We start from the raw sequence: 19,520 nt of genomic DNA on the forward strand, positions 1-19,520 counted from the left end.
TTAATCCCCTAGCCCAAGCGATTTTACTATCTGCTCTGTTTGTAACTTAGAAATAGAGAAGACCTGCTCATTAGCCAATATGATTGCTTCATCAGTGCTCATTTGTGGGTTCAGTTGCTTCACAATCATCACAACAAGATTATTCAAAGTATTCATTGTTGATGCGGATACTTTTATATTCGCCTCTATCTTTTTTTCACTTGAAATTGATAAAGACTCATATCCTTTTAACGCCATTTGTTTAGCAAATTCATGTTTTGAAATACCCTTTGCCTTTCCTGCATGTAGAAAAGCCTTGTCCATTTCATCGGTTAATCTGAAACCTATCATCTTAATTCCCTCGCCATATGATGATACAAGTTTATATCATGACAAAATGAAATGGGAGATTTCTTATCACTTAGCGCGTTAACGCGCTAAGTGATTGAATTTAATATTGAATTAATGCAAGCTGATAACGACTAAATAGTATACTGTTAACACTCCAATCCCTTATCTGGCGCGGTCTGCGGGAAAAGCATGTTTACATGCGTCGGGTGTGATAAAAATTTTCTTGCCCTAACCCCCTATGCCCTGATTTTGCCTTTTCTTTTGGGTTCGTCCTTTCTGCTTTGTGCCACCAGATCGCGCACAGCGACCTAGAGGCGATCCTTATGCCGGTGAGTAGGGCTTTATTTGATTTAGGTTTGCAGGTTGCATAGTCCTTTGCGTGTTGTTCTGCACATGTCCTGTGTCTTACTCTGTGCTTCTTTTTACTCTCAAATTGTTGCACTCCCTTGGAGTTTTTATGCACTCCTGACTTGTTCAAAATATCTCTGTATTTGTGGTCGTACTGCCGCGCTTCGCTGGGCTAAGGGTGACGCCGAATGTTGATACGCTGGCGGTCATGCTGCCGCGCTCCGCTGGGGCTAAGGGTGAATGCCGGATGTTGATGCGCTGGCACTCATGCCGCCGCGCTCCACTGGGGTCAAGAGTGACGCCGGATACAGATGCGCTGGCGCTCATGTCGCCGCGCTCCACTGGGGTCAAGAGTGACGCCGGATACAGATGCGCTGGCGCTCATGTCGCCGCGCTCCGCTGGGCTAAGGGTGACGCCGGATACTGATGCGCTGGCAGTCATGCTGCCGCGCTCCGCTGGGGCTAAGGGTGACGCCGGATGTTGATGCGCTGGCGGTCATGCTGCCGCGCTCCGCTGGGGCTAAGGGTGAACGCCGGATGTTGATGCGCTGGCGGTCATGCTGCCGCGCTCCGCTGGGGCTAAGGGTGAATGCCGGAGTTAATGCGCTGGCGCTCAAGCCGCCGTGCTCCGCTGGGGTCAAGGGTGACGCCGGATGTTGATGCGCTGGCGGTCATGCCGCCGTGCTCTGCTGGGGCCAAGGGTGACGCCGGATACTGATGCGCTGGCGCTCATGCTGCCGCGCTCCGCTGGGGCTAAGGGTGACACCGGATACTGATGCGCTGGCGGTCGCTAAACTAGAAGCTTTATGATCCAAGGTTGAAAAAATAGAAACAAAAAACTATGATACAAATTGATATCATTAGTAAACAAGGAAATGTCACTATGGCGAAAATAATTGAACAGTCTAAAGCAACAAAAAAAAGGATCGCTTTTGCGTGTCCAGGGGATATAAAAGATGACTTTGACAAAGCAAAAAAAGAGTTATTGAATTATGGATTCACGATAGATATACAAGAGGATATTCTAAAAGTAATTAAGGATGCCACATTAAAAATGACAAAACAAATAGAAGAACTCGAATCTAAAACTCTTAATGCACAAGTTAACCAATAGAGATATGCAACAAAAGCCTGATGATTATTCAGGCTTTTTGTTTTAAATTATTAGACTCAATTATAAATATACTTCCTCACTAAATTAAGTATTTCAATATGCTTAATTGTCACTCGATTCCTAAATGTAAAATATTTGTATCTACATTCTCCAACATGATAACGAACATATATTGACGTTATATTTCCAACATACATCGCTCGTAACTTAAATGTGCAATGCCCCTCCCCTCCGGCCCAATCAAGAGGCGGTAAAACATTAAGGAACTCATTGTATTTCTCTTCACTTATCTCTATTACACTTGTTATTGCACTTTCTTCAATCGCCTTTTCTACAGCATCAAATGATAGCAAAACCATTGTTGGGTGTTGCTGTCTCAACTGCTCAAGTGTTTGCTTAGTATAAGCACAAATATAAGCTCCATCCTTCCAAGTTGCCACACCTGTAGCCCATAAATTCCCAGGTATATAAAACCTCTTTTCCGGCATATTATATTTAGTTTCTTCGGTAGTAGTTTCTAACTGTTCCATTAGTAAAATCCCCTTAACTTAAAAATCACCATATCAATAACTGATAGGTAGAAGAAATATCATTCAGTGAATTCTGTTGCGTATCCCGCTTTCATGCCTGTAATTAAACCTGATTTTTTACTTACTTTTCTTTCAAACCCTAATTCATCACTTATAAACCACATCGTTTTAGTTTCACGCTTCAACGGATATTCTTTAAATAGAACCCAGTAAACCCTATATTCATTGACATCTTTACCTAAGAAAGTACAAGTTAATTTTTTCATTATTAACACCTTATTAGTTAATTTAACAGGTGTATACTCAGCCATTAAATCAACCATGTATTCCAAGATAATTCATCACATGCTGCTATTAAATTTCCATCTTGAAAATATATCGTGTAGATATCAGGGGCATTCCTGCTTGCTAAAGTGATTGAGCTTGCATTAATAAAATCTAGAGATTCAACTGTATTGGTATTTTGACCATATTCAGTTATATAACGGTAAATATCATTAAACTCGATCATTTCATCTTTTTGATGTTCGAAAATTATTTCCCTGGCGTTTGCTGCCGCTTTTGAATTTGTCTGTTGTTCCATTTGGTTTGCCCCTCTAGTGATTGATGATTGTTTCCCCGTGTCTCGCCGCCGAAAACGCGTAGTACACCGACCAGTTAAGACGAACTGCAATAGCGACAAGAAAGCCGCAGCGCAAGCGAACGCAGTGAGTGCGAACGGGTGACGCTGGCGGCGTAAGCGAACTATTGTTGGACGTCCTGGTTGGGGTACAACAGCGGGGCGGTGAGATTCGGGGCAACAAATTTCACTGAACGTGCAAACGAAATGGGACAACCTCGGCAACGTTTCCGCGCAGCGGGGCCGGTGACGTCATTTGCGGCGCTGGCGTAGCCAGCAAGTGCCGCGTGGCGGTTTATAGCCATCAGACCCTAGCCGGAGGCCAGAAACCCGCTGGCGGGGTTCTGCGAAGCTTGGCGGGGAACCCGCTTAGCTGAGTGGAGCTGACGATTGGCCCCACTGGGGCCATGAGCCGAAGTGTGGCCCCAAGTATAAAATCTGCGTATTTGAAATGAAAATAATCAGGGGTAATGAAGACATCTAAGCAAAATGCATAATCCCTGATAATGAGAGAGTTAACTTATAATTGACAATACTTAATCCATAATGCACCGCCGCGCCGTAGGCGCAGCAGTGATTTATTTTATTTTTTCGCCCTGTAGTGGTAGATCTCCAAGGCGCTTGAAATTGCTTAATGAGATATGTCTTAGCCTATAAGTTTTACTTTATATTAGCTAAAAAATCATAAGTGTTTAATTTTCCAAGATTCTAAAGATTCCTCTATACAATCCCAAAATAGCCCTTCATTTTTTTCTTTACTTTTTAATTCCAAAAAACCTCTAATTAATTCCAAAATTGATTCATGAGCATCAATATCTCTTGTTTTTACCACTAAATAGACTTCATCAATAAATACATATGTATATTTACTCGTAGATAACTCATCATTACTTTTTATTTCAAAGGCTATATATTCGCCATTATTAATTATAGTGTTATTATCAATGACTTTCAATGCTGAGTGATATTCAGCAAAGCTAATTTCTTTAATTATTCCTGTTGCTATAATAAAATCACGTTCACTTTTTAAGACAATATCCCTTACTTCACTATTTTCCCTGTATCGATAACCAACGATAGCATGACCAACTTCTTGACTCTGATTTCTAATGTAATCAGCCAAGTTATAATCAGTTCGCAATGCTACATTTGCTGAATTTTCTAATTTATTAATTTTTTCATTAATAACATCAATTTCCTCACACGTTGTAGCTGCCGCTACCCAAAGAATCGATTTTCTATATGACTGCCCACAAAGCACTCTATCACCTTGTCTATCTATGATCTCAAAAGACATCGGCATAAAAATTGTTATATCACTTCCAATTTCATACAAGTTTTCCTTATGGATTCTTTCAATTATTTTTACAGCATCACTAATAGTTAAAGCTGTACCTAAATAATATTCAGCATACAACTTGTGCATTTTCCCATGTTCTTCACCATAGCTATATAATTTATAAGGAGTAGCAATATATTGTAGTGGCTGGTCTTTATTAGTATTTTCTGAGTCTGCCGAATTCATTTTATTGACCATTTAATTTACCTCGTTATAGGTTTAATGTCCCGCTCAGAGTGTTACTAGTCATCTCTATCTAGCCGATACATTGCTTCCTCGAAAGCTAAATTTGTAGCTAGTGATTGACGCGCATAATCCCAAGCATTCACGCCTAGCTCACCATACATTCGCTGTGAAATAATTCGTGCTTGTAACCAATATTTAGCTATATCCCATAAGATAAGAGGCTTAGTTCGCTCCCAATCAGTCACTTCATTAACTACGTTCATTGCTAGGCGTGTCAAAGTGCCACACACTAACTCTGCTAAGTCATACTCAGGCATTTCCTCAAAACCAAGTTGTATCAACTGCGCGACTAAAGCCCGCTGCTCGTCTACTACAGCGCTAATTTTCTGAATTTGTTGGTTTAAAATTATTTCCCTGGCGTTTGCTGCCGCTTTTGAATTTGTCTGTTGTTCCATTTGGTTTGCCCCTCTAGTGATTGATGATTGTTTCCCCGTGTCTCGCCGCCGAAAACGCGTAGTACACCGACCAGTTAAGACGAACTGCAATAGCGACAAGAAAGCCGCAGCGCAAGCGAACGCAGTGAGTGCGAACGGGTGACGCTGGCGGCGTAAGCGAACTATTGTTGGGCGTCCTGGTTGGGGTACAACAGCGGGGCGGTGAGATTCGGGGCAACAAATTTCACTGAACGTGCAAACGAAATGGGACAACTTCGGCAACGTCTCCGCGCAGCGGGGCCGGTGACGTCATTTGCGGCGCTGGCGTAGCCAGCAAGTGCCGCGTGGCGGTTTATAGCCATCAGACCCTAGCCGGAGGCCAGAAACCCGCTGGCGGGGTTCTGCGAAGCTTGGCGGGGAACCCGCTTAGCTGAGTGGGGCTGACGATTGGCCCCAGCTGGGGCCATGAGCCGAAGTGTGGCCCCTGATTTAAGTATTATTGATTAGCAGGCAATTGGAAAACAAAAGTACCACCTAGGGCGGCGGCATAACGGCTTAATGTTGCCAAATTTGGCACACTCCCGCCATTTTCCATGCGGCTAATATTTTGCTTCTGTGTTCCAATTTTCTGAGCAACATCTTGCTGAGTAAGATGCAAAGCCTTCCGCGCATCTTTTAACTGTTGCATTAAAGCCTTACGGATCTGGATTTCGTTATAGGCTTCAAGTGTTGCACTATCTTCTAAAAGCAGGGCTTTAGCTTCAGAAAATGGAATGATATCGAGATCATGATCAGACATTTTTCAGGCTCCGTTTAATATCGTTCATTCGTTGATAAGCTAATTCAAGAGACGGCTTTGGAGTTTTTTGGGTTTTCTTGTGCAAGACGTGGACAACGTAAAACTGTTTCCCAACCGTAAAAAAGAAAAACCCTCTTGCTATCCCTTCCTGAGCACTGACTCTTAACTCCTTAAGTCCATTTCCAACATCCCTAACCTTTGGCTCTTTCAGGTTTGTACCTAACTGCTCCAGTTCTTCTATGGCCTCAATCATTTCAGCTTTAAGGCCAGTGGGAAGTTTGGATAACTCTTTAAGAGCCACTTTTATAATGTTTGCTGAAAACATATTATTCGTCCATGTAATCCAATAAGATTACTTTAGCACAAAAGGAAAAGTAATCCAACTAGATTACTTTAATGTAAGATAATTTTCCGGCTTCAACCTAAGTAATCAATGTTGCTACTTTTTGTGCATGCACAAAATTGGAGGGGTTGCCCCCTCCTACATTTAGAAGGTTTTTTGTAATTCGGCTATCAGATACTTAGTAGAAGCCAGTGCGTTGCCGGTGATTTTTCTTACCCATGAATTATTACGTGTAGGGCTAAAATTAAATGAGTAACGCCTCATCAGCTTGCAGATTTCCGCAGACGGTTTAGCATCAAATTTGATTAGAATTCTGTTTTCATCCATATCATAGGTGACAGCAAAACCATTGAATTCTTGCATGGCCGGCACATCTATTGTTCTAACTTTTTTCAGCTCATTTAAGCGTTTTTCTGTTGCTTTAATTCTTTGATTACTGTTTGTCAGTTGATAGGATGCAAAACCTATAACCCCCATGCAATCTGGCTTTAATGATGCATTAATAGATGCTTCGCTAAACCCAATTTCAAACAAACTCAACCGCTTACTTTCATCATCTGATTTTGAACGAATTACCTTATTAGCCGCAATCATTTGGCTATGTGCCTTTTTCTGTTTGGCTAATTTTTCCTCTAACTTCTCAATCGCGCTAGGATCATCACTTGATATACCAGCAGAACCGACCGCCGCCGCCCGACGATCGTAATATTCAGCTTTTTCACTAAGGGCTACAGACTGCCCCATTTTATTCCAACTCTTATCTAACGCGGCACGGTGGCGACGTTCTGAATGATGTCCTACTAAAATAGGCTGTCCAAAAGGGATCATTTCCGTTAACCGGTGACTTTGCTCATATGCTTCATTACTCAATCGGCGACTTTTAAGCGCCCGACTCTCTAGGCGGTCGCGCTTTTCCTCTAATCGCTGTTCATAACTGTTAGGCAAATTATCTAAGCGAGCTGCTTTCTGCGCTGCAATTTCATCGCTGATATAGGCATAGTGATGATTTAAATCATCGACTAATTTTTGTGCGTGTTCTTTATTCAGCACTTTACCAATCTGCACCCGATGCCCTGTTAATAACTCCGCGTAAATATATGAATCAAAATAGGAAACTGAAGTCAGAAATGAAAATTTTCCACTGATATTTTCAGGTAAAGGAAAATCTATCCCCTTAAACATGTGGGCTTCTGGCTGAGCTTCTGGCTGGCTCTGAGGATCAGATAAAAGTTGAGTCTGAGAAATATGGAATACCCGTGTTTTTTGAGGTTTGCTAACGTCTTTTTCCTCTCCTGTTTCTGGGTCTATTTTTTTGCAATGAATAACAGTACAAATAGCTATTCCACGCTCACCTTTTTTAACTACACGGCCCAACGCTTTCCATGCGTTAAATGTAAATACATTCTCACGAGGTTTTATTTCTTCAACCTCTATTCCCCGTTCTAAAAAACCATCTATGATGGCTTTATAATTAGCTGTGCTTTGGTTGCTGACTGCACGAGTTAATGATTCAATCTGTAATTCTTTCATTATTATTACTCCGGTTATGGGCGATTACCCTACTAGCTGTAATATTACCATGTAAATGGTAATATTACAGCTTTAATTTAAACTTTAGTTACATTACGCCTAACTTAAAAATTAACCATAAGAAGAATATGAAACTGGTTTATTATCATATTTAAGATGCGCATTTTCAGAATCACAGATTCTGACTAATACCCCATCGCCATTGTCTTTCACTCGCCGAGTAAATTTATCACCTTTAAAATCATTTAATATAAACTGCTTTTCGCCAGAAAAATTAGAACCATGTGAAATAATTTCTGAGCGTATTTCACAAAGAACAACGGTAGACTTTCCCTTTACTTCGGTAACCTGATAATAATTTACGTTTGTTTGTTCATATCCCCAAACTGAATAGAACACATCATCTACATTTATTTTATTTTTGCCCACAGTGATTGATTTTGTAGTCATTTGTATATCTCCGGTTATGGGTGAATACCCTAGATATATATTACCACATATAAGGTAATAATCAAATGTATGATTTTAATATACGTTAGCGCTAACGTTTTTATTTTACTGAACTTAATTTGAAGGGGTAAACCCCCTCCAAAATTTTGTGCATGCACAAACTAAGCGACTTTTAGAAGGTGTGGCTGCCCCTTGAGGGCCTTGATCATACTTTTAGCTAACGCTGCAAATGCTGCATAAAAGGCAGAATATACAACTCCTTGCCCTAAAACCTCATGTGTTAAGGTATTAGATAAGCGCGGATTTAGGTATTTTTCAGGGAAATCTTTTACTCTGGCGTGTTCAACAGGCGTTAACAGACGCGATAAGTGAGGATTAGTAGGATGCTTAATGAAAGGCTCAGTTGAGCGCCCTTTATGATACCCGCGCCCGATAGTACCGCACTTATTATTATCACCGGTCAAAAGCTGGCGCTTGAATCCCTTACCAGCCTTTAGATCACGAATTTCTTTATCCGCAAGATATGAATATTCTTTCCATGCGGTATGGTCATCTGCAATAGGTTCAAAAATATCATTTAATGTTTGAATGCACTCTTTTTTATAAAACGCTATCTCATCATCGAAATAAGAAACAACATTAGTTAGCCCCACTGACACACCAATAACTAACATACGCTTTCTTTCTTCAATTGAACCGTAATCACGGCTATCTATAATAACTTCATGCAAGGCATACCCTAAATGGTTTGCTACACTGCGAATTACAGCCATACTCTCAGTATTAAGATACTCACATACATTTTCAATGACAAAAGCCGCTGGGTTACTTGACTCTAGAAACTTGAGAAAATAAAAAAACATGCTGCCAGCATCGGGATGTTCTTCAGCTGAAGCTAGCTTGTTTTTTGTTCTTCCTGATTTGCTTGCACCTGTGCATGGAATACCAGCAAATAAGAGGTCTACTTTCATTTTATTTTTAATGTCAACATCTTGGATTGCAGACTCAATAATAATACTTTCTGCATCGAACATATCAGGATTCATTTCTATTGATGCATCAATGTATTTTCTTTCTCTCTCTACGATAACTGAATTTTTCAGCTTAATGCCATTTGATTTAAATCCATCATGTGCAGATCTCGCTAGAACACCGTAACCATAGAATAACTCACATACATTCATTGTTTCGCTAGCGTTAATTTTATTTAAAAAGGTTTCTTCACGCTGTTTGATCCGATTACGTAAGTGATGGCTTGTAATAACAATTTTTTGTGACGTCACAACAACACGAATTAATTGATCTTGCTCGAAAAAATCAATCATAGACTTACAACGAACGCTTGTAACTTCAATGACAGGATCAGCCCTTTCTCCTTTCATTCTGCGACTAACACTGTATTCACCATCATTGCACTTAGTGATAATGATAGAATCTTCATTTGTGATAATACTGTATGAGTCATTAGGTTGAAAGCCGTTACGTGATAATTTACCGCCCTCAAGCCAGATTCTTAAATTACCCTTATTCTCGCCAATTTTACTATTAATAATAGTTGTCATTTTATCTCCGGTTGTGGGTTATCACCCTATATATCAATATTGTCATTTAAAAGGTAATAAATAAAGATCGGTTAAGCGACCTTTATTTGTTTTAGTGATTATTATTATTCAGTTAATAGGTCAACTGATGTGTCCATTGTAAGAAACCAATCAGCTAAAAAAAGATTTTTATTTCCAAAGTCCTGCTTAAAATCTTGTAATGAAATCCCGTAAGATATAAGCATTCGCCCCATATCAACTACTGATTGTAGAATATTTATCTTTGGTTTTTCCTCGTCGTAACAATAAATAAAATTATCAACAATAGTGAATAAAAGTGAGGTATTAGGGTAACGGTGATATATGTCACCATTGTTATGTACATAAGTATCAGCAATGATTTTTTTATTAACCATATTTATAGTCTACCCATGAGTTTTTATTTTGTTTTCATTGGTGAATGATTTATTGGCTTGTCTCACTTTATCCATAACTAAACTAAATTCTTTTCCGCTTATTGGTGGCAGTTTAAAAGACTCTTTAACGTCACCATTAATACTATTTACAATCAGAGAAACTAATGATTCAATACGTTCAGATGTCATATACAACTCCTATTCAACTGTATGTGATATTTGCCTGACACGTTGCAACCGTGTCAGGCACCATCTTTTTTCACTTCTGGTTTATAAAATTATTTCCCTGGCGTTTGCTGCCGCTTTTGAATTTGTCTGTTGTTCCATTTGGTTTGCCCCTCTAGTGATTGATGATTGTTTCCCCGTGTCTCGCCGCCGAAAACGCGTAGTACACCGACCAGTTAAGACGAACTGCAATAGCGACAAGAAAGCCGCAGCGCAAGCGAACGCAGTGAGTGCGAACGGGTGACGCTGGCGGCGTAAGCGAACTATTGTTGGGCGTCCTGGTTGGGGTACAACAGCGGGGCGGTGAGATTCGGGGCAACAAATTTCACTGAACGTGCAAACGAAATGGGACAACCTCGGCAACGTCTCCGCGCAGCGGGGTCGATGACGTCATTTGCGGCGCTGGCGTAGCCAGCAAGTGCCGCGTGGCGGTTTATAGCCATCAGACCCTAGCCGAAGGCCAGAAACCCGCTCGCGGGGTTCTGCGAAGCTTGGCGGGGAACCCGCTTAGCTGAGTGGAGCTGACGATTGGCCCCTGCTGGGGCCATGAGCCGAAGGTGGCCCCGTCTCATGCGCAATAGCTGTAACAACCAGACTCAATACGACAACACAACATAGCGCCCTGACGTTTTAAGCTATATATTGATGCATGAAACGATTGAAATAAATTAAGTTTATAATAAGGATATTTACATGGCATCAATAAAATTTAATTTCAGCAAATTACAAAAAATATATGTCGATGCATGGGAAAGAAAAGACCCAACTATTGCATTCGAAATTAGGATAGGTGCTGGTTGCTTTGTCTTTATGATGTTTTTATCCAAAGAAGATACTGATAAAAACGACAGGCTATTTATTTACTTTCGAAACATAGAGACCCTTCACCAAATTAAGCTGTATGGCTATCATCTAGGTGGAAATTTCGAGGCTTATATTTCTGCAAAGGAAGAGGATTTAATTAGAAAAGAATTACGATTACAAGGCAGAGGAAATCCCTTTAACTTCAATGAATTTCTCAATGAACTAAATGAAAGCATCCCTCAATTCTTGTCCCCAACAACGAAGGGTGAAACATTAAGGAACACATGGGAATATATAAAAGATGATATGAGAAACATCATCGACGAGGCAGATAGAACCATCCTTATAGGTCTGAAGAAGCTTCCAGAAAAAAGTAGACCTAAAGATAAAACTCTGAGGAAACTATACCTATACATTAACGGCTGTGATAATGATATATCAGATTTCATCGAATCTATTAAAGAAAGAAATATTACATTAGCATGGACTAATGACCCAACGCGCACAGCAAAAACATTTGCACAACTCCTAACTGATTTCTCTAATATGCAATGAAAAGTCGCCTCAATACCCGCTGTTGGACGTTTTGAACGGGAGGCTAGATTCTACTCCTAAGCAGCGATTAGGCTGAATGATTTTTCCCTTACACGCGACCCCAATTGCATCAATTTGGGGTCAGTTCACAAACGGTAAAACAGTGAGTAAAGCCTGATCGGGTATCCGTCATGGTCGAAATTTATCTTAGAGAGTAGAAAGTAGTTTTTGGTGAAGTTCTTTGGCAAGTACCTTACCGCTATCAGTTAGCATAAAAGCTAAGTTTAACGATTCATTTCTATACTTCGCTAACAACTTGTTTTTGCACAACGTGTGACATGATACTCGAAAATTATTTACGTATATGTCCATTGATTTAGTCTTGTTTATCATAGAATATAAATCCATTATGGGTGTGGGCCTAATCGCCTCACCTTGGAAACTCTGACGGTTTTCAATGATATACAAAGCTACTAAAGTTGTTTGCTGAACTGACGATATTCTCACAACGCATTGCCTCATCATGCAACTTATTATCGAGGTGCTACAACACAGTAGCGACACCTCGGATATAACGCTTCTATAGTAACAAGAGATGCCCACTAATCATATCTAATATGATTAGTGGGCATTGTAGCACTTTCAATGGCGGTATTTTTGTGCAACTTTCTCCTTGTTAGTCATGAGTCAGTTCCCCGTATTTTTCTTTGTATCGAGCCAACCAAAACCGGTCAGTTCGTGTGCGCTTCAGCTCTTCGTTTAGCTTATTTACTTCGTTAGCTAATCTTGAAGCTTCACGCGTTGCACCTCTCACCATTGTTTTCGCTTCCTCTGGATCTCCAAACCGTACCAAGGAGTGAGCCAGCATATCCAGTTCAAAGCGCAGATCGGCATCGTGTCGCCAGAAGTTGGACATCTGACGCGCCACACCGTAACCGCTGAATATATGGCAGCAGACGTGACCGGCTTTTATTTTTACATGACCGCGCTTATTGACCCACAGTAGCCCCCAGGCATTAGGTAAATCAGCTATATCGATTATTCCTTCTGGACAGATGTAATATCGGTACGTTCCCATTCCGGCAGTTTGGCCATTGCGGTGCGGTTTAGAACGGTCGGCTAAAAAGTCAGAGCGGCTAATTTTTGATTCAACGACAATTGAGCCACCGTCAAAACCCCAGCGGTAGCCGAACACATCAGCACGCTCTCCGCCGTAAAGCCCGCCAACCTCCGTTAGCGCAACCTGGCAACCTGGCCCATTATTACTTTGTGGGCGTTTCAGCCACTTCACAGCTATCAAGTTGAGTTCATTGTGAGTGATAGACATCTACTCCCCTCGCATAACAGCTGAAATCACGTAATCTCCGAAATCTGTCGTTTCATGATAATTGCGCTTAATTTTGCGCAGAACACCAATAACAACAAGCCGCTGCACTTGTTCAGGCTCAAGGTCATGACCCCCAGAGTCCGGATCGTCACAACACTCAGTAAAGCGCTTGAGCGCGGAAATATCATCATGTGTGACAAATGAACGCCAAGGCTGGAATAGGTGGTTAGAGGTCAAAAGCGCCTGGGTTGTTACTGGGACTTCTGCTTTAATTATATCTACTGCTTTAGCATGAGTTATATTACCAACCATTTTTTTATCAAACCAAACCTGCAAGTCTGAGATCGATATATCAGCAGGAATCTCGAGACTAGACTCATCTATGGCACCCTCGATAGTGCCATCAAGCCAACGTTGCGCCTCAGACATATTATTGAGTTGTAAGCAGTGAAGGGCTATTTGAGCACCTAAAAAAGTGCGAAATAACAACCATGAATTTGACAACTCCCTGGCTGACGTTTCTATCAGGCTCGAATTCTCAATAACTAGATGGCGTAGTTTAGCGTTTACAATATCAAACTGAGTTTTAAGATCCTTTAGTTCAGTGCTTTTAGTTTTACTCATTCGTTAATTCTCCATAAGGTACTGAAATTATTTATTTGTTTCCTATTTATGTCTCTTGGGAATTTTGTGCATATTCCCTTTAATTTTAATTTTGACGGCGGCAGGATACATTGACGTAATTACATGGATGTTATTCTTGATTACACTATCGATATTATCTGATTGAGATTTCACGACTACTTTCCCCAAAGGGAACCCCATTCTATTCAAACAAATCATTGAAACTCTCATGCTAAAGCCCCTCTTTCAGATAACATTGCCAAAAGTGCAGCTTTTTCATGCAATATGAATAACTGTGGTAGTTCTTCAACTTCAATAATTGGATTGATTCGACATACGGATATTTTGTTAATTAAAACTTCTATTCCAGAAGTTAGTTCACATTCACAATTTTTGATGGCACTAATAATAATCTTTTTATCAAAACAATTTAAGGCACCAAGTTTTTTTATCACATAAAATACATCAACTAACTTATCAAACTTAAGAGTTATTAATTCACAAATTGAATGAAACTCAATGGAATGGCCTTTAACTTTCATTATGTATTTCATCTTCACCTCCGGTTATGAGCGATTGCCCTACAATCAATATTACCATTTATACGGTAATAAACAAGTAAAAAGTACAGATATCTGTTATAGTTTTTTAACCAGAAAAAAAGTTGCCGCGTCAAAATACGACATATGTCAAATTATTAGAATTATCACTGTAGAAATTTAGTTAATAACTACTAAACAACTAATTAAAAATAGGAATAGATTATGAATACAATATTTACAGACCCTTACTACGAATCTGCTGAAGGTGAATTAGTTACGAAGAAACGAGCACTATTAGAACTCAAAAAACATGGTATTGAAGATCCAACTGAATTTTTTAATGAGCTAAATGAAAAAGAACACTATGACGCTCAAGAAGTTCTTCGATGGCTGGGTTATTAAATCTATCATTCATATATAAAGCACTTTTAAAACCAACAGCCGATACCAATGCCACCAATGCCACCAATGCCACCAATGCCACCGTTGTCACCGTTTTCCACATGAGCCGAGCCAGCCAGTAAGCCCCCACCAAAGGGGGCGATGTGGCGGGAGCGTCCCCGCGCGGAACAAGCACGGGGCGGCGATTGTGGTAAACGTTGGCAACTATTATCACTGAGTGCCTCCTGATTTTGTGCATGCACAAAATCACCTAATACTAACAGTCGAAACCAGAGCCGCCGTTGTCACCGTTTTCCACATGAGCCGAGCCAGCCAGTAAGCCCCCCACCAAAGGGGGCGATGTGGCGGGAGCGTCCCCGCGCTGAGCAAGCACGGGGCGGCGATTGTGGTAAACGTTGGCAACTATTATCACTGAGTGCCTCCTGATTTTGTGCATGCACAAAATCACCTAATACTAACAGTCGAAACCAGAGCCGCCGTTGTCACCGTTTTCCACATGAGCCGAGCCAGCCAGTAAGCCCCCCACCAAAGGGGGCGATGTGGCGGGAGTGTCCCCGTGCGGAGCAAGCACGGGGCGGCGATTGTGGTAAACGTTGACAACAAAACAAAAAACCCATTACCGTTTGAATGGTAATGAGTTATATGTTTAAATAATCTATTAATTGCGAGGTTGCTATGTATTATATAAATGATTTAACTAAAAAAAAATCAATATTACGTATTAAGTCCAGCCAGGATGCAAAAACATTTTTAACCTGGGCTAAAGAATATTCACCGTCATGTGATTTTGTAATAAGTGATAATTATATATCTGTTATTGAATCAGAATTATCATTAGAATATTTTGGGTTTTCTATAGAAATTTTTTGCACATTATTAATCACATTAAAAAATAAGAAATCATCCTTAGATAGTAATCATAAGCTATTGTTTGAAACTCTTTTAAAAAAACCCAACGATACAATCTATAACTGCGCAATTAACTCAGGTGTAAATGCAACTCATGCATATAGGCCAATAAATCAGTTAAAAGAATATTGTGCTAAAACATCAAGTTTGACTGGAGGGCGAAACCCATTCGTGTTTTTCACCTCAGTTAGAAATGACTTATCATGAAACGCAGACATCAATTTCAGTTGTATTTTTAGTTAAGTTAGTAGTTATAATTAAGTTAAGATGTCTAAATTTATATGTTGATACATAATTACCTGACTTCTCCTTTAATGACAGTTTTGATTGGTTGATAGTTTCAATTTCAGTCTCCGAAAAATCACAATATCTGTGCCTGGTTACGTAGATATCCAGGCAAATGCTATGACTCTTACAGATATCCTTGGCTGCATCAGACAAGTGGGTTAACTCACTTAAACTTAAGCGATTTTCATCACCTAAATTTGTCAAGCATTGCTCTATTTTCATAGTCCCTATCGTGGTTTGAACGTACTCCATCATGGCTGTAAGGTCTGCGTCTGAAAGGCACCTGGTCTGTTGGAATGATGACTCTAATAAATATAAAAAACAGTGATGCGAACGATCAAAAATCTTTATTAATTGATCTGCAAAATCACCCAATTTATACGGTCTACTTTCCATGCTTAAAAAACTCTTTGAATATGTGGCTTCTCTCCAACTACACTCTTTCACTTTATTCCCATCCCTAATTATTAATGCTATATTAAATAAGGTAAGCGCTGAACTTTAATATTATTACGCTAACTAATTATATCTTTGTTCTTAATCAGACAAAAGCTGCAAGGTGCTATTTATGCGAACTAAGTCGCAAGCTGAAAAGAAGAGTCAAATTGATAAATTAAAATATATCCCTATGCCCATTATGTGCCATATTGACGATAGAATATTTGTTGCTGAAAAATTGAGTATGCTTCACGAACGTTATAGAGAACGTATTGCTGGCTTATATACTAAAGTTTTCTTTTTAAATTTACATGACCCTAAAATATCAGATTTAAAAAGGCTAGGTCATGCCAGGCAAAAAGCTAACCAATGGATATTAGAGTTTATTAATGGAATAATTGAAAATAATTCGTAGACTTTTTAATTTTATATTTTCCTTCAAAACATATTAACAAATCATCTTTAAGCAATTCATCTAACACAGCACTAACATCGGTAATCAAAGGAACCGAGCTTTTTGCACTTATCGATATAGCGATGTTGACGTTACTGAACCCGTCTTGGTCATCATAGACAGATAAAAAACAGTACGCTCTTAGTGCTAATTCTGGATTTGAATACTTATCAAAATATTCTTTCGATGGCTCCTGGTTTACTTCTCTAACTTTATCCCTAAATTGCTGATATTTATTGGCAGCAATAAGCCATTTGCTAGCTTCATTTACATCATAATAATCAGGCACCTGATCCATATCTCGGCCTGAATCAGTGAACGTTCTCGCCCAGGAACACCAATCAAGATCATTGGTAGGTTGTACTTTTTGACTCTCCAAATAGTGCCAAGCTGTTTTCGCAGCCCAAAGTGGGGTGGTCTTATTTCTCATCCAACTAAACAACGTATTCGAATAAATCGGCTTATCCAATTGCCTATATCCTAACTCGAACGCCAATTTACCTAGAAGTGTTCCAGCTTCCTCTTTTGATAAACCTTGGTTCATTGCGCAAGTTTGCACAAACAGGGAAATTGGAATCCCACGGTCTTTATTTGTCAGGGCTGCATAATATGTAGCTGCATGCTGTTCTTGTAAAGAGATCGGGTCGCCCCGATCCTCTTGCTTAGCGGATGAAGTCATATTTATTGACCGCCTTCAAAGTAGCCAGTTAAGGTAAACTCTTCCGCTGCTATCTCTTTAATTGAACTATCAGATAAAAGTTTGATCACCACATGATTTGGCTGCTCTGCTTTTTTCATCAAAATCACACAGTCGGTATCATTCCAGCGTCCCGCAACTTGTAACTCAATTTTCTTAACTGGCTTATTCTTTTTATCTTTGCCACTTCCTGCTGCCCCACTATTCTCTGTACCATTGGTGCTTAATTTTATATCTATCACAGATAGAAGCATTTCAGCATCCATACTTTCTTCTTCAGTCAGAGAGCGGCGTTGCGTTAGGATATTCTCAGCCACTGATTTTAACGACACGAGAGCTGCAAGTTCGGCGGCCTCTTTACTCGCAAACTTCAAGTTAGATGAAGTTGAAGGTGCGACATTAAACTCATGTGCAAAAGTAGTCTCAGCTGTAGAGATCCATTGATTATCTACAGGCTGCAAATATATGAATGCTTCACCCGTTTCTCCTCCCATCACTTCAATTTTTTGTGCATGCACAAAATCAAAAGCCACTTCATCATTGTGGTTTTTAGTCGCAACATTTTCTTTTGAAGTAACTTCATTTGTTAGACTTTGACTATTAACCGCTTGGTGTCCTGAATCTTTAGTGCTGTCTGTAGGTGCTTTCAGCACATCTAGAGACATTGCTTTCAACACTTTCTGTGCACTACTGCGATCTACTTCTCCACTGTCAATAAAGGCTCGGCATAAACTTTCATTGGCTTTATGGATTTTTAATAAAGAGTTGAGCGTCCAGGGATCAACCGTTTCACCATTTTGATATACTTTAATTAGGTAGTCCGGTAACTCAGCAAGAGCTTGCACTTTGGATACCCAAGCCCCTGTTTGACCAATACTCTTCGCTATAGACTCTTGAGTCAGGGTCTTGCCTTCAGCTTTTGCCAACGCCTTACATTCAATTATCCAATTAGCAACATCGAGTAAATTCATATTATCTCGGGCAACATTATTAGTGCCTTGTTCCCAATAATTTTCGAAATCACTACGATTTTGCAAACTTGGATCTATTATTATCTTCAACTTCCAATCAGGCTTAGCCTCTTTAGCTTTTATACCTGCAAGGGTACGCGTAGCACCATGATGAATGCGATAACCTTTATCATCCTTGGGATATACGGTACAAGGCTCACGCTGTCCCTGGCGCTCATCTAAGAACTCTTTGACATAGGACTCAATCAGCGCTTCATTATATTTTTTTCGTGGATTTACTACGACATAACACTCTTCAGGATCAACGTAGAACACCTGACCGGCAATGTTTTTTTGATTAGCGGAAGCTGAACGCGAAATTGATTCAAGCGCTGGAATATTTAAAGTAATAGGTTTCTTGCTCATTGTGCCACCCCTAAGAAAATATGGTTTAAGACATTCTTAACTTCTTTAGCTGCTAGACGGGCATTACCATCATCAAATTTCCAGACAGGGATCGCTGTATCTGTCGATATGCCGAAGGTTTCACGGTCGTTAATGCACGGTGTCAAATTCACGTCTAGCTGTTTAAGTTGTGCTAGATAGTCTTTATGGCGGCTTCTACGAGAGTTAAATTTGTTTGGAATGACAATATAAGAGGGCTTCGTCATATTCTGACCTGGATTATTAGCATTAATATTGTCAATAAGTTCATTGGTTATAGAAATGGCGTCACCTACACCGCCTATTGAAAGCCCCCCCATCTCAGTAACTAAAACAGCATGAGTGCATGCCAGCAGACCTGCTTGTTGCCGGTTACCTTCTCCTGGCGGGGTATCAATTACAATCACGTCGAAATCATCACGTAAAGATTGCAAATGGAAGTATGGATAAACAACGATGCCATCACTCATTGGACGCGAATCAATGCCTTTCATTTCATGTTCAGCAGGCAATAGCCAGATATTCGGGTGGTTGGGCATTTCATAAATCGGCTTTGTAATGCCTTCATCACTGAAGAGATCACTGGCCCGCGCAAACTCAGATAAATCAGGGATAACATTTTCGAAAAACATTTTCGTTATATGTTTATCAAAATCAATTACCAACACTTTTAAGCCAAGGCTAGCTAAATACCAAGCTTCATGCGCGGTGACTGTCGTTTTACCAACCCCACCTTTATCATTAGAGTTACCAAAGATGGGACGAGCAGTACGAATAGCTTCTACAATTTTCTTATGTAACAAGCTAGCAGACGAAAGACTTTTCTTGCTCTTAACAGACTGAACCATTAATGAAATCTCCGGTTATGGATGATTATCCTGCGCCTCCGATGGCGTTCTCATG

Annotated in this window: 28 protein-coding genes; 6 read left to right on the top strand and 22 right to left on the bottom strand. The window is 40.1% G+C overall.

Annotation, left to right across the window (positions count from 1 at the left end):
- Positions 1-330: a hypothetical protein gene (locus HRK25_RS19810; RefSeq protein WP_012291270.1), complete on the bottom strand. Its 330-nt coding sequence runs from the start codon at positions 328-330 to the stop codon at positions 1-3.
- A 474-nt stretch (positions 331-804) separates the two neighbouring features.
- A complete protein-coding gene (locus HRK25_RS19815; RefSeq protein ID WP_152411978.1) occupies positions 805-1,005 on the bottom strand; it encodes a hypothetical protein in 201 nt (66 codons plus the stop codon).
- Between the two features lie 99 nt (positions 1,006-1,104).
- Here HRK25_RS19815 and HRK25_RS19820 point away from each other — a divergent pair, with 99 nt between their 5' ends.
- A complete protein-coding gene (locus HRK25_RS19820) occupies positions 1,105-1,338 on the top strand; it encodes a hypothetical protein (RefSeq protein ID WP_173361791.1) in 234 nt (77 codons plus the stop codon).
- Positions 1,339-1,561: 223 nt separating this feature from the next.
- Positions 1,562-1,792, top strand: a complete 231-nt coding sequence (locus tag HRK25_RS19825) for a hypothetical protein (RefSeq protein ID WP_032899246.1) — start codon at positions 1,562-1,564, stop codon at positions 1,790-1,792.
- 56 nt (positions 1,793-1,848) lie between these two features.
- Here HRK25_RS19825 and HRK25_RS19830 read toward each other — a convergent pair whose 3' ends face one another.
- The 12 genes from HRK25_RS19830 to HRK25_RS19885 form a co-directional block, all read right to left on the bottom strand.
- On the bottom strand, positions 1,849-2,322 hold the full coding sequence (locus HRK25_RS19830; protein ID WP_032899247.1) for a hypothetical protein: 474 nt from the start codon (positions 2,320-2,322) through the stop codon (positions 1,849-1,851).
- Positions 2,323-2,381: 59 nt separating this feature from the next.
- Positions 2,382-2,588: a hypothetical protein gene (locus HRK25_RS19835; protein ID WP_145522597.1), complete on the bottom strand. Its 207-nt coding sequence runs from the start codon at positions 2,586-2,588 to the stop codon at positions 2,382-2,384.
- 44 nt (positions 2,589-2,632) lie between these two features.
- On the bottom strand, positions 2,633-2,905 hold the full coding sequence (locus HRK25_RS19840) for a hypothetical protein (RefSeq protein ID WP_145522595.1): 273 nt from the start codon (positions 2,903-2,905) through the stop codon (positions 2,633-2,635).
- 718 nt (positions 2,906-3,623) lie between these two features.
- Positions 3,624-4,478, bottom strand: a complete 855-nt coding sequence (locus tag HRK25_RS19845) for a hypothetical protein (RefSeq protein WP_005280045.1) — start codon at positions 4,476-4,478, stop codon at positions 3,624-3,626.
- A 44-nt stretch (positions 4,479-4,522) separates the two neighbouring features.
- Positions 4,523-4,921, bottom strand: coding sequence for a hypothetical protein (locus HRK25_RS19850; protein WP_173361792.1), 399 nt, complete (start codon positions 4,919-4,921; stop codon positions 4,523-4,525).
- Between the two features lie 475 nt (positions 4,922-5,396).
- Positions 5,397-5,699 carry a helix-turn-helix domain-containing protein gene (locus tag HRK25_RS19855; protein WP_005279759.1) on the bottom strand — a complete coding sequence of 101 codons (303 nt, stop codon included), beginning with the start codon at positions 5,697-5,699 and terminating at the stop codon, positions 5,397-5,399.
- On the bottom strand, positions 5,692-6,024 hold the full coding sequence (locus tag HRK25_RS19860; protein ID WP_012291259.1) for a type II toxin-antitoxin system RelE/ParE family toxin: 333 nt from the start codon (positions 6,022-6,024) through the stop codon (positions 5,692-5,694). The genes HRK25_RS19855 and HRK25_RS19860 overlap by 8 nt, the downstream gene beginning before the upstream one ends.
- 162 nt (positions 6,025-6,186) lie before the next feature.
- Positions 6,187-7,572, bottom strand: a complete 1,386-nt coding sequence (locus tag HRK25_RS19865) for a DUF3560 domain-containing protein (RefSeq protein ID WP_005279762.1) — start codon at positions 7,570-7,572, stop codon at positions 6,187-6,189.
- A 111-nt stretch (positions 7,573-7,683) separates the two neighbouring features.
- Positions 7,684-8,022 (bottom strand): hypothetical protein, encoded by a 339-nt coding sequence (locus tag HRK25_RS19870; protein ID WP_050413717.1) that lies wholly within the window; start codon positions 8,020-8,022, stop codon positions 7,684-7,686.
- 161 nt (positions 8,023-8,183) lie between these two features.
- Positions 8,184-9,584: a DNA cytosine methyltransferase gene (locus HRK25_RS19875; protein WP_005279767.1), complete on the bottom strand. Its 1,401-nt coding sequence runs from the start codon at positions 9,582-9,584 to the stop codon at positions 8,184-8,186.
- 104 nt (positions 9,585-9,688) lie between these two features.
- Positions 9,689-9,979: a hypothetical protein gene (locus HRK25_RS19880; RefSeq protein WP_005279769.1), complete on the bottom strand. Its 291-nt coding sequence runs from the start codon at positions 9,977-9,979 to the stop codon at positions 9,689-9,691.
- 9 nt (positions 9,980-9,988) lie between these two features.
- Positions 9,989-10,168 (bottom strand): hypothetical protein, encoded by a 180-nt coding sequence (locus tag HRK25_RS19885; RefSeq protein WP_005279772.1) that lies wholly within the window; start codon positions 10,166-10,168, stop codon positions 9,989-9,991.
- Positions 10,169-10,897: 729 nt separating this feature from the next.
- Here HRK25_RS19885 and HRK25_RS19890 point away from each other — a divergent pair.
- Positions 10,898-11,563: a hypothetical protein gene (locus tag HRK25_RS19890; RefSeq protein WP_005279890.1), complete on the top strand. Its 666-nt coding sequence runs from the start codon at positions 10,898-10,900 to the stop codon at positions 11,561-11,563.
- A 655-nt stretch (positions 11,564-12,218) separates the two neighbouring features.
- Here HRK25_RS19890 and HRK25_RS19895 read toward each other — a convergent pair.
- From HRK25_RS19895 to HRK25_RS19905, 3 genes are all read right to left on the bottom strand, one after another.
- Complete coding sequence (locus HRK25_RS19895) at positions 12,219-12,869, bottom strand: hypothetical protein (protein WP_050413718.1); 651 nt, start codon at positions 12,867-12,869, stop codon at positions 12,219-12,221.
- Positions 12,870-13,493 (bottom strand): hypothetical protein, encoded by a 624-nt coding sequence (locus tag HRK25_RS19900; protein ID WP_173361793.1) that lies wholly within the window; start codon positions 13,491-13,493, stop codon positions 12,870-12,872.
- A 227-nt stretch (positions 13,494-13,720) separates the two neighbouring features.
- Entirely contained in the window at positions 13,721-14,047 is a 327-nt protein-coding gene (locus HRK25_RS19905) for a hypothetical protein (protein ID WP_032899188.1), read from the bottom strand.
- A gap of 210 nt (positions 14,048-14,257) precedes the next feature.
- Here HRK25_RS19905 and HRK25_RS19910 point away from each other — a divergent pair, with 210 nt between their 5' ends.
- Complete coding sequence (locus tag HRK25_RS19910; RefSeq protein WP_032899189.1) at positions 14,258-14,437, top strand: hypothetical protein; 180 nt, start codon at positions 14,258-14,260, stop codon at positions 14,435-14,437.
- Positions 14,438-14,463: 26 nt separating this feature from the next.
- Here the strand turns inward: HRK25_RS19910 and HRK25_RS19915 are convergent, their stop codons facing one another.
- A complete protein-coding gene (locus HRK25_RS19915; RefSeq protein ID WP_173361794.1) occupies positions 14,464-14,679 on the bottom strand; it encodes a hypothetical protein in 216 nt (71 codons plus the stop codon).
- Positions 14,680-15,112: 433 nt separating this feature from the next.
- On the opposite strand from HRK25_RS19915, the gene HRK25_RS19920 reads away from it, so the two are divergent.
- The gene (locus HRK25_RS19920) at positions 15,113-15,553 is read left to right on the top strand and encodes a hypothetical protein (protein ID WP_005278689.1); all 441 of its coding nucleotides are present in this window, start codon (positions 15,113-15,115) and stop codon (positions 15,551-15,553) included.
- Here the strand turns inward: HRK25_RS19920 and HRK25_RS19925 are convergent.
- Positions 15,548-16,030, bottom strand: coding sequence for a hypothetical protein (locus HRK25_RS19925; protein WP_032898784.1), 483 nt, complete (start codon positions 16,028-16,030; stop codon positions 15,548-15,550). The two genes, HRK25_RS19920 and HRK25_RS19925, sit on opposite strands and share 6 nt — an antisense overlap.
- Positions 16,031-16,202: 172 nt before the next feature.
- Between HRK25_RS19925 and HRK25_RS19930 the strand changes: the two genes are divergently transcribed.
- Entirely contained in the window at positions 16,203-16,487 is a 285-nt protein-coding gene (locus HRK25_RS19930) for a hypothetical protein (RefSeq protein WP_032898786.1), read from the top strand.
- On the opposite strand, the gene HRK25_RS19935 is transcribed toward HRK25_RS19930, so the two are convergent.
- Genes HRK25_RS19935 through HRK25_RS19945 form a run of 3 tightly spaced genes read right to left on the bottom strand, consistent with a single transcriptional unit; the run spans position 16,459 to position 19,465 of the window.
- Positions 16,459-17,205: a hypothetical protein gene (locus HRK25_RS19935; protein WP_005278692.1), complete on the bottom strand. Its 747-nt coding sequence runs from the start codon at positions 17,203-17,205 to the stop codon at positions 16,459-16,461. The genes HRK25_RS19930 and HRK25_RS19935 overlap by 29 nt on opposite strands.
- Before the next feature lie 2 nt (positions 17,206-17,207).
- Complete coding sequence (locus HRK25_RS19940; protein WP_032898788.1) at positions 17,208-18,599, bottom strand: ParB/RepB/Spo0J family partition protein; 1,392 nt, start codon at positions 18,597-18,599, stop codon at positions 17,208-17,210.
- The gene (locus HRK25_RS19945; protein ID WP_032898789.1) at positions 18,596-19,465 is read right to left on the bottom strand and encodes a ParA family protein; all 870 of its coding nucleotides are present in this window, start codon (positions 19,463-19,465) and stop codon (positions 18,596-18,598) included. Before HRK25_RS19945 ends, HRK25_RS19940 begins: the two co-directional genes overlap by 4 nt.
- Positions 19,466-19,520: the final 55 nt, after the last annotated feature.

Origin of the sequence: Yersinia bercovieri ATCC 43970, assembly GCF_013282745.1 — a bacterium.
Taxonomy (GTDB): Bacteria; Pseudomonadota; Gammaproteobacteria; order Enterobacterales; family Enterobacteriaceae; genus Yersinia; species Yersinia bercovieri.

What these genes read in the sequence shown, in the direction of transcription:
- HRK25_RS19900 (WP_173361793.1), bottom strand. Translation starts at nt 13,493, where the DNA reads ATGAGTAAAACTAAAAGCACTGAACTAAAGGATCTTAAAACTCAGTTT.
- HRK25_RS19845 (WP_005280045.1), bottom strand. Translation starts at nt 4,478, where the DNA reads ATGGTCAATAAAATGAATTCGGCAGACTCAGAAAATACTAATAAAGAC.
- HRK25_RS19945 (WP_032898789.1), bottom strand. Translation starts at nt 19,465, where the DNA reads ATGGTTCAGTCTGTTAAGAGCAAGAAAAGTCTTTCGTCTGCTAGCTTG.
- HRK25_RS19925 (WP_032898784.1), bottom strand. Translation starts at nt 16,030, where the DNA reads ATGGAAAGTAGACCGTATAAATTGGGTGATTTTGCAGATCAATTAATA.
- HRK25_RS19855 (WP_005279759.1), bottom strand. Translation starts at nt 5,699, where the DNA reads ATGTCTGATCATGATCTCGATATCATTCCATTTTCTGAAGCTAAAGCC.
- HRK25_RS19835 (WP_145522597.1), bottom strand. Translation starts at nt 2,588, where the DNA reads ATGAAAAAATTAACTTGTACTTTCTTAGGTAAAGATGTCAATGAATAT.
- HRK25_RS19875 (WP_005279767.1), bottom strand. Translation starts at nt 9,584, where the DNA reads ATGACAACTATTATTAATAGTAAAATTGGCGAGAATAAGGGTAATTTA.
- HRK25_RS19865 (WP_005279762.1), bottom strand. Translation starts at nt 7,572, where the DNA reads ATGAAAGAATTACAGATTGAATCATTAACTCGTGCAGTCAGCAACCAA.
- HRK25_RS19885 (WP_005279772.1), bottom strand. Translation starts at nt 10,168, where the DNA reads ATGACATCTGAACGTATTGAATCATTAGTTTCTCTGATTGTAAATAGT.
- HRK25_RS19840 (WP_145522595.1), bottom strand. Translation starts at nt 2,905, where the DNA reads ATGGAACAACAGACAAATTCAAAAGCGGCAGCAAACGCCAGGGAAATA.
- HRK25_RS19920 (WP_005278689.1), top strand. Translation starts at nt 15,113, where the DNA reads ATGTATTATATAAATGATTTAACTAAAAAAAAATCAATATTACGTATT.
- HRK25_RS19815 (WP_152411978.1), bottom strand. Translation starts at nt 1,005, where the DNA reads ATGAGCGCCAGCGCATCTGTATCCGGCGTCACTCTTGACCCCAGTGGA.
- HRK25_RS19820 (WP_173361791.1), top strand. Translation starts at nt 1,105, where the DNA reads ATGCGCTGGCAGTCATGCTGCCGCGCTCCGCTGGGGCTAAGGGTGACG.
- HRK25_RS19870 (WP_050413717.1), bottom strand. Translation starts at nt 8,022, where the DNA reads ATGACTACAAAATCAATCACTGTGGGCAAAAATAAAATAAATGTAGAT.
- HRK25_RS19940 (WP_032898788.1), bottom strand. Translation starts at nt 18,599, where the DNA reads ATGAGCAAGAAACCTATTACTTTAAATATTCCAGCGCTTGAATCAATT.
- HRK25_RS19860 (WP_012291259.1), bottom strand. Translation starts at nt 6,024, where the DNA reads ATGTTTTCAGCAAACATTATAAAAGTGGCTCTTAAAGAGTTATCCAAA.
- HRK25_RS19810 (WP_012291270.1), bottom strand. Translation starts at nt 330, where the DNA reads ATGATAGGTTTCAGATTAACCGATGAAATGGACAAGGCTTTTCTACAT.
- HRK25_RS19910 (WP_032899189.1), top strand. Translation starts at nt 14,258, where the DNA reads ATGAATACAATATTTACAGACCCTTACTACGAATCTGCTGAAGGTGAA.
- HRK25_RS19850 (WP_173361792.1), bottom strand. Translation starts at nt 4,921, where the DNA reads ATGGAACAACAGACAAATTCAAAAGCGGCAGCAAACGCCAGGGAAATA.
- HRK25_RS19935 (WP_005278692.1), bottom strand. Translation starts at nt 17,205, where the DNA reads ATGACTTCATCCGCTAAGCAAGAGGATCGGGGCGACCCGATCTCTTTA.
- HRK25_RS19825 (WP_032899246.1), top strand. Translation starts at nt 1,562, where the DNA reads ATGGCGAAAATAATTGAACAGTCTAAAGCAACAAAAAAAAGGATCGCT.
- HRK25_RS19895 (WP_050413718.1), bottom strand. Translation starts at nt 12,869, where the DNA reads ATGTCTATCACTCACAATGAACTCAACTTGATAGCTGTGAAGTGGCTG.
- HRK25_RS19830 (WP_032899247.1), bottom strand. Translation starts at nt 2,322, where the DNA reads ATGGAACAGTTAGAAACTACTACCGAAGAAACTAAATATAATATGCCG.
- HRK25_RS19890 (WP_005279890.1), top strand. Translation starts at nt 10,898, where the DNA reads ATGGCATCAATAAAATTTAATTTCAGCAAATTACAAAAAATATATGTC.
- HRK25_RS19905 (WP_032899188.1), bottom strand. Translation starts at nt 14,047, where the DNA reads ATGAAATACATAATGAAAGTTAAAGGCCATTCCATTGAGTTTCATTCA.
- HRK25_RS19880 (WP_005279769.1), bottom strand. Translation starts at nt 9,979, where the DNA reads ATGGTTAATAAAAAAATCATTGCTGATACTTATGTACATAACAATGGT.
- HRK25_RS19930 (WP_032898786.1), top strand. Translation starts at nt 16,203, where the DNA reads ATGCGAACTAAGTCGCAAGCTGAAAAGAAGAGTCAAATTGATAAATTA.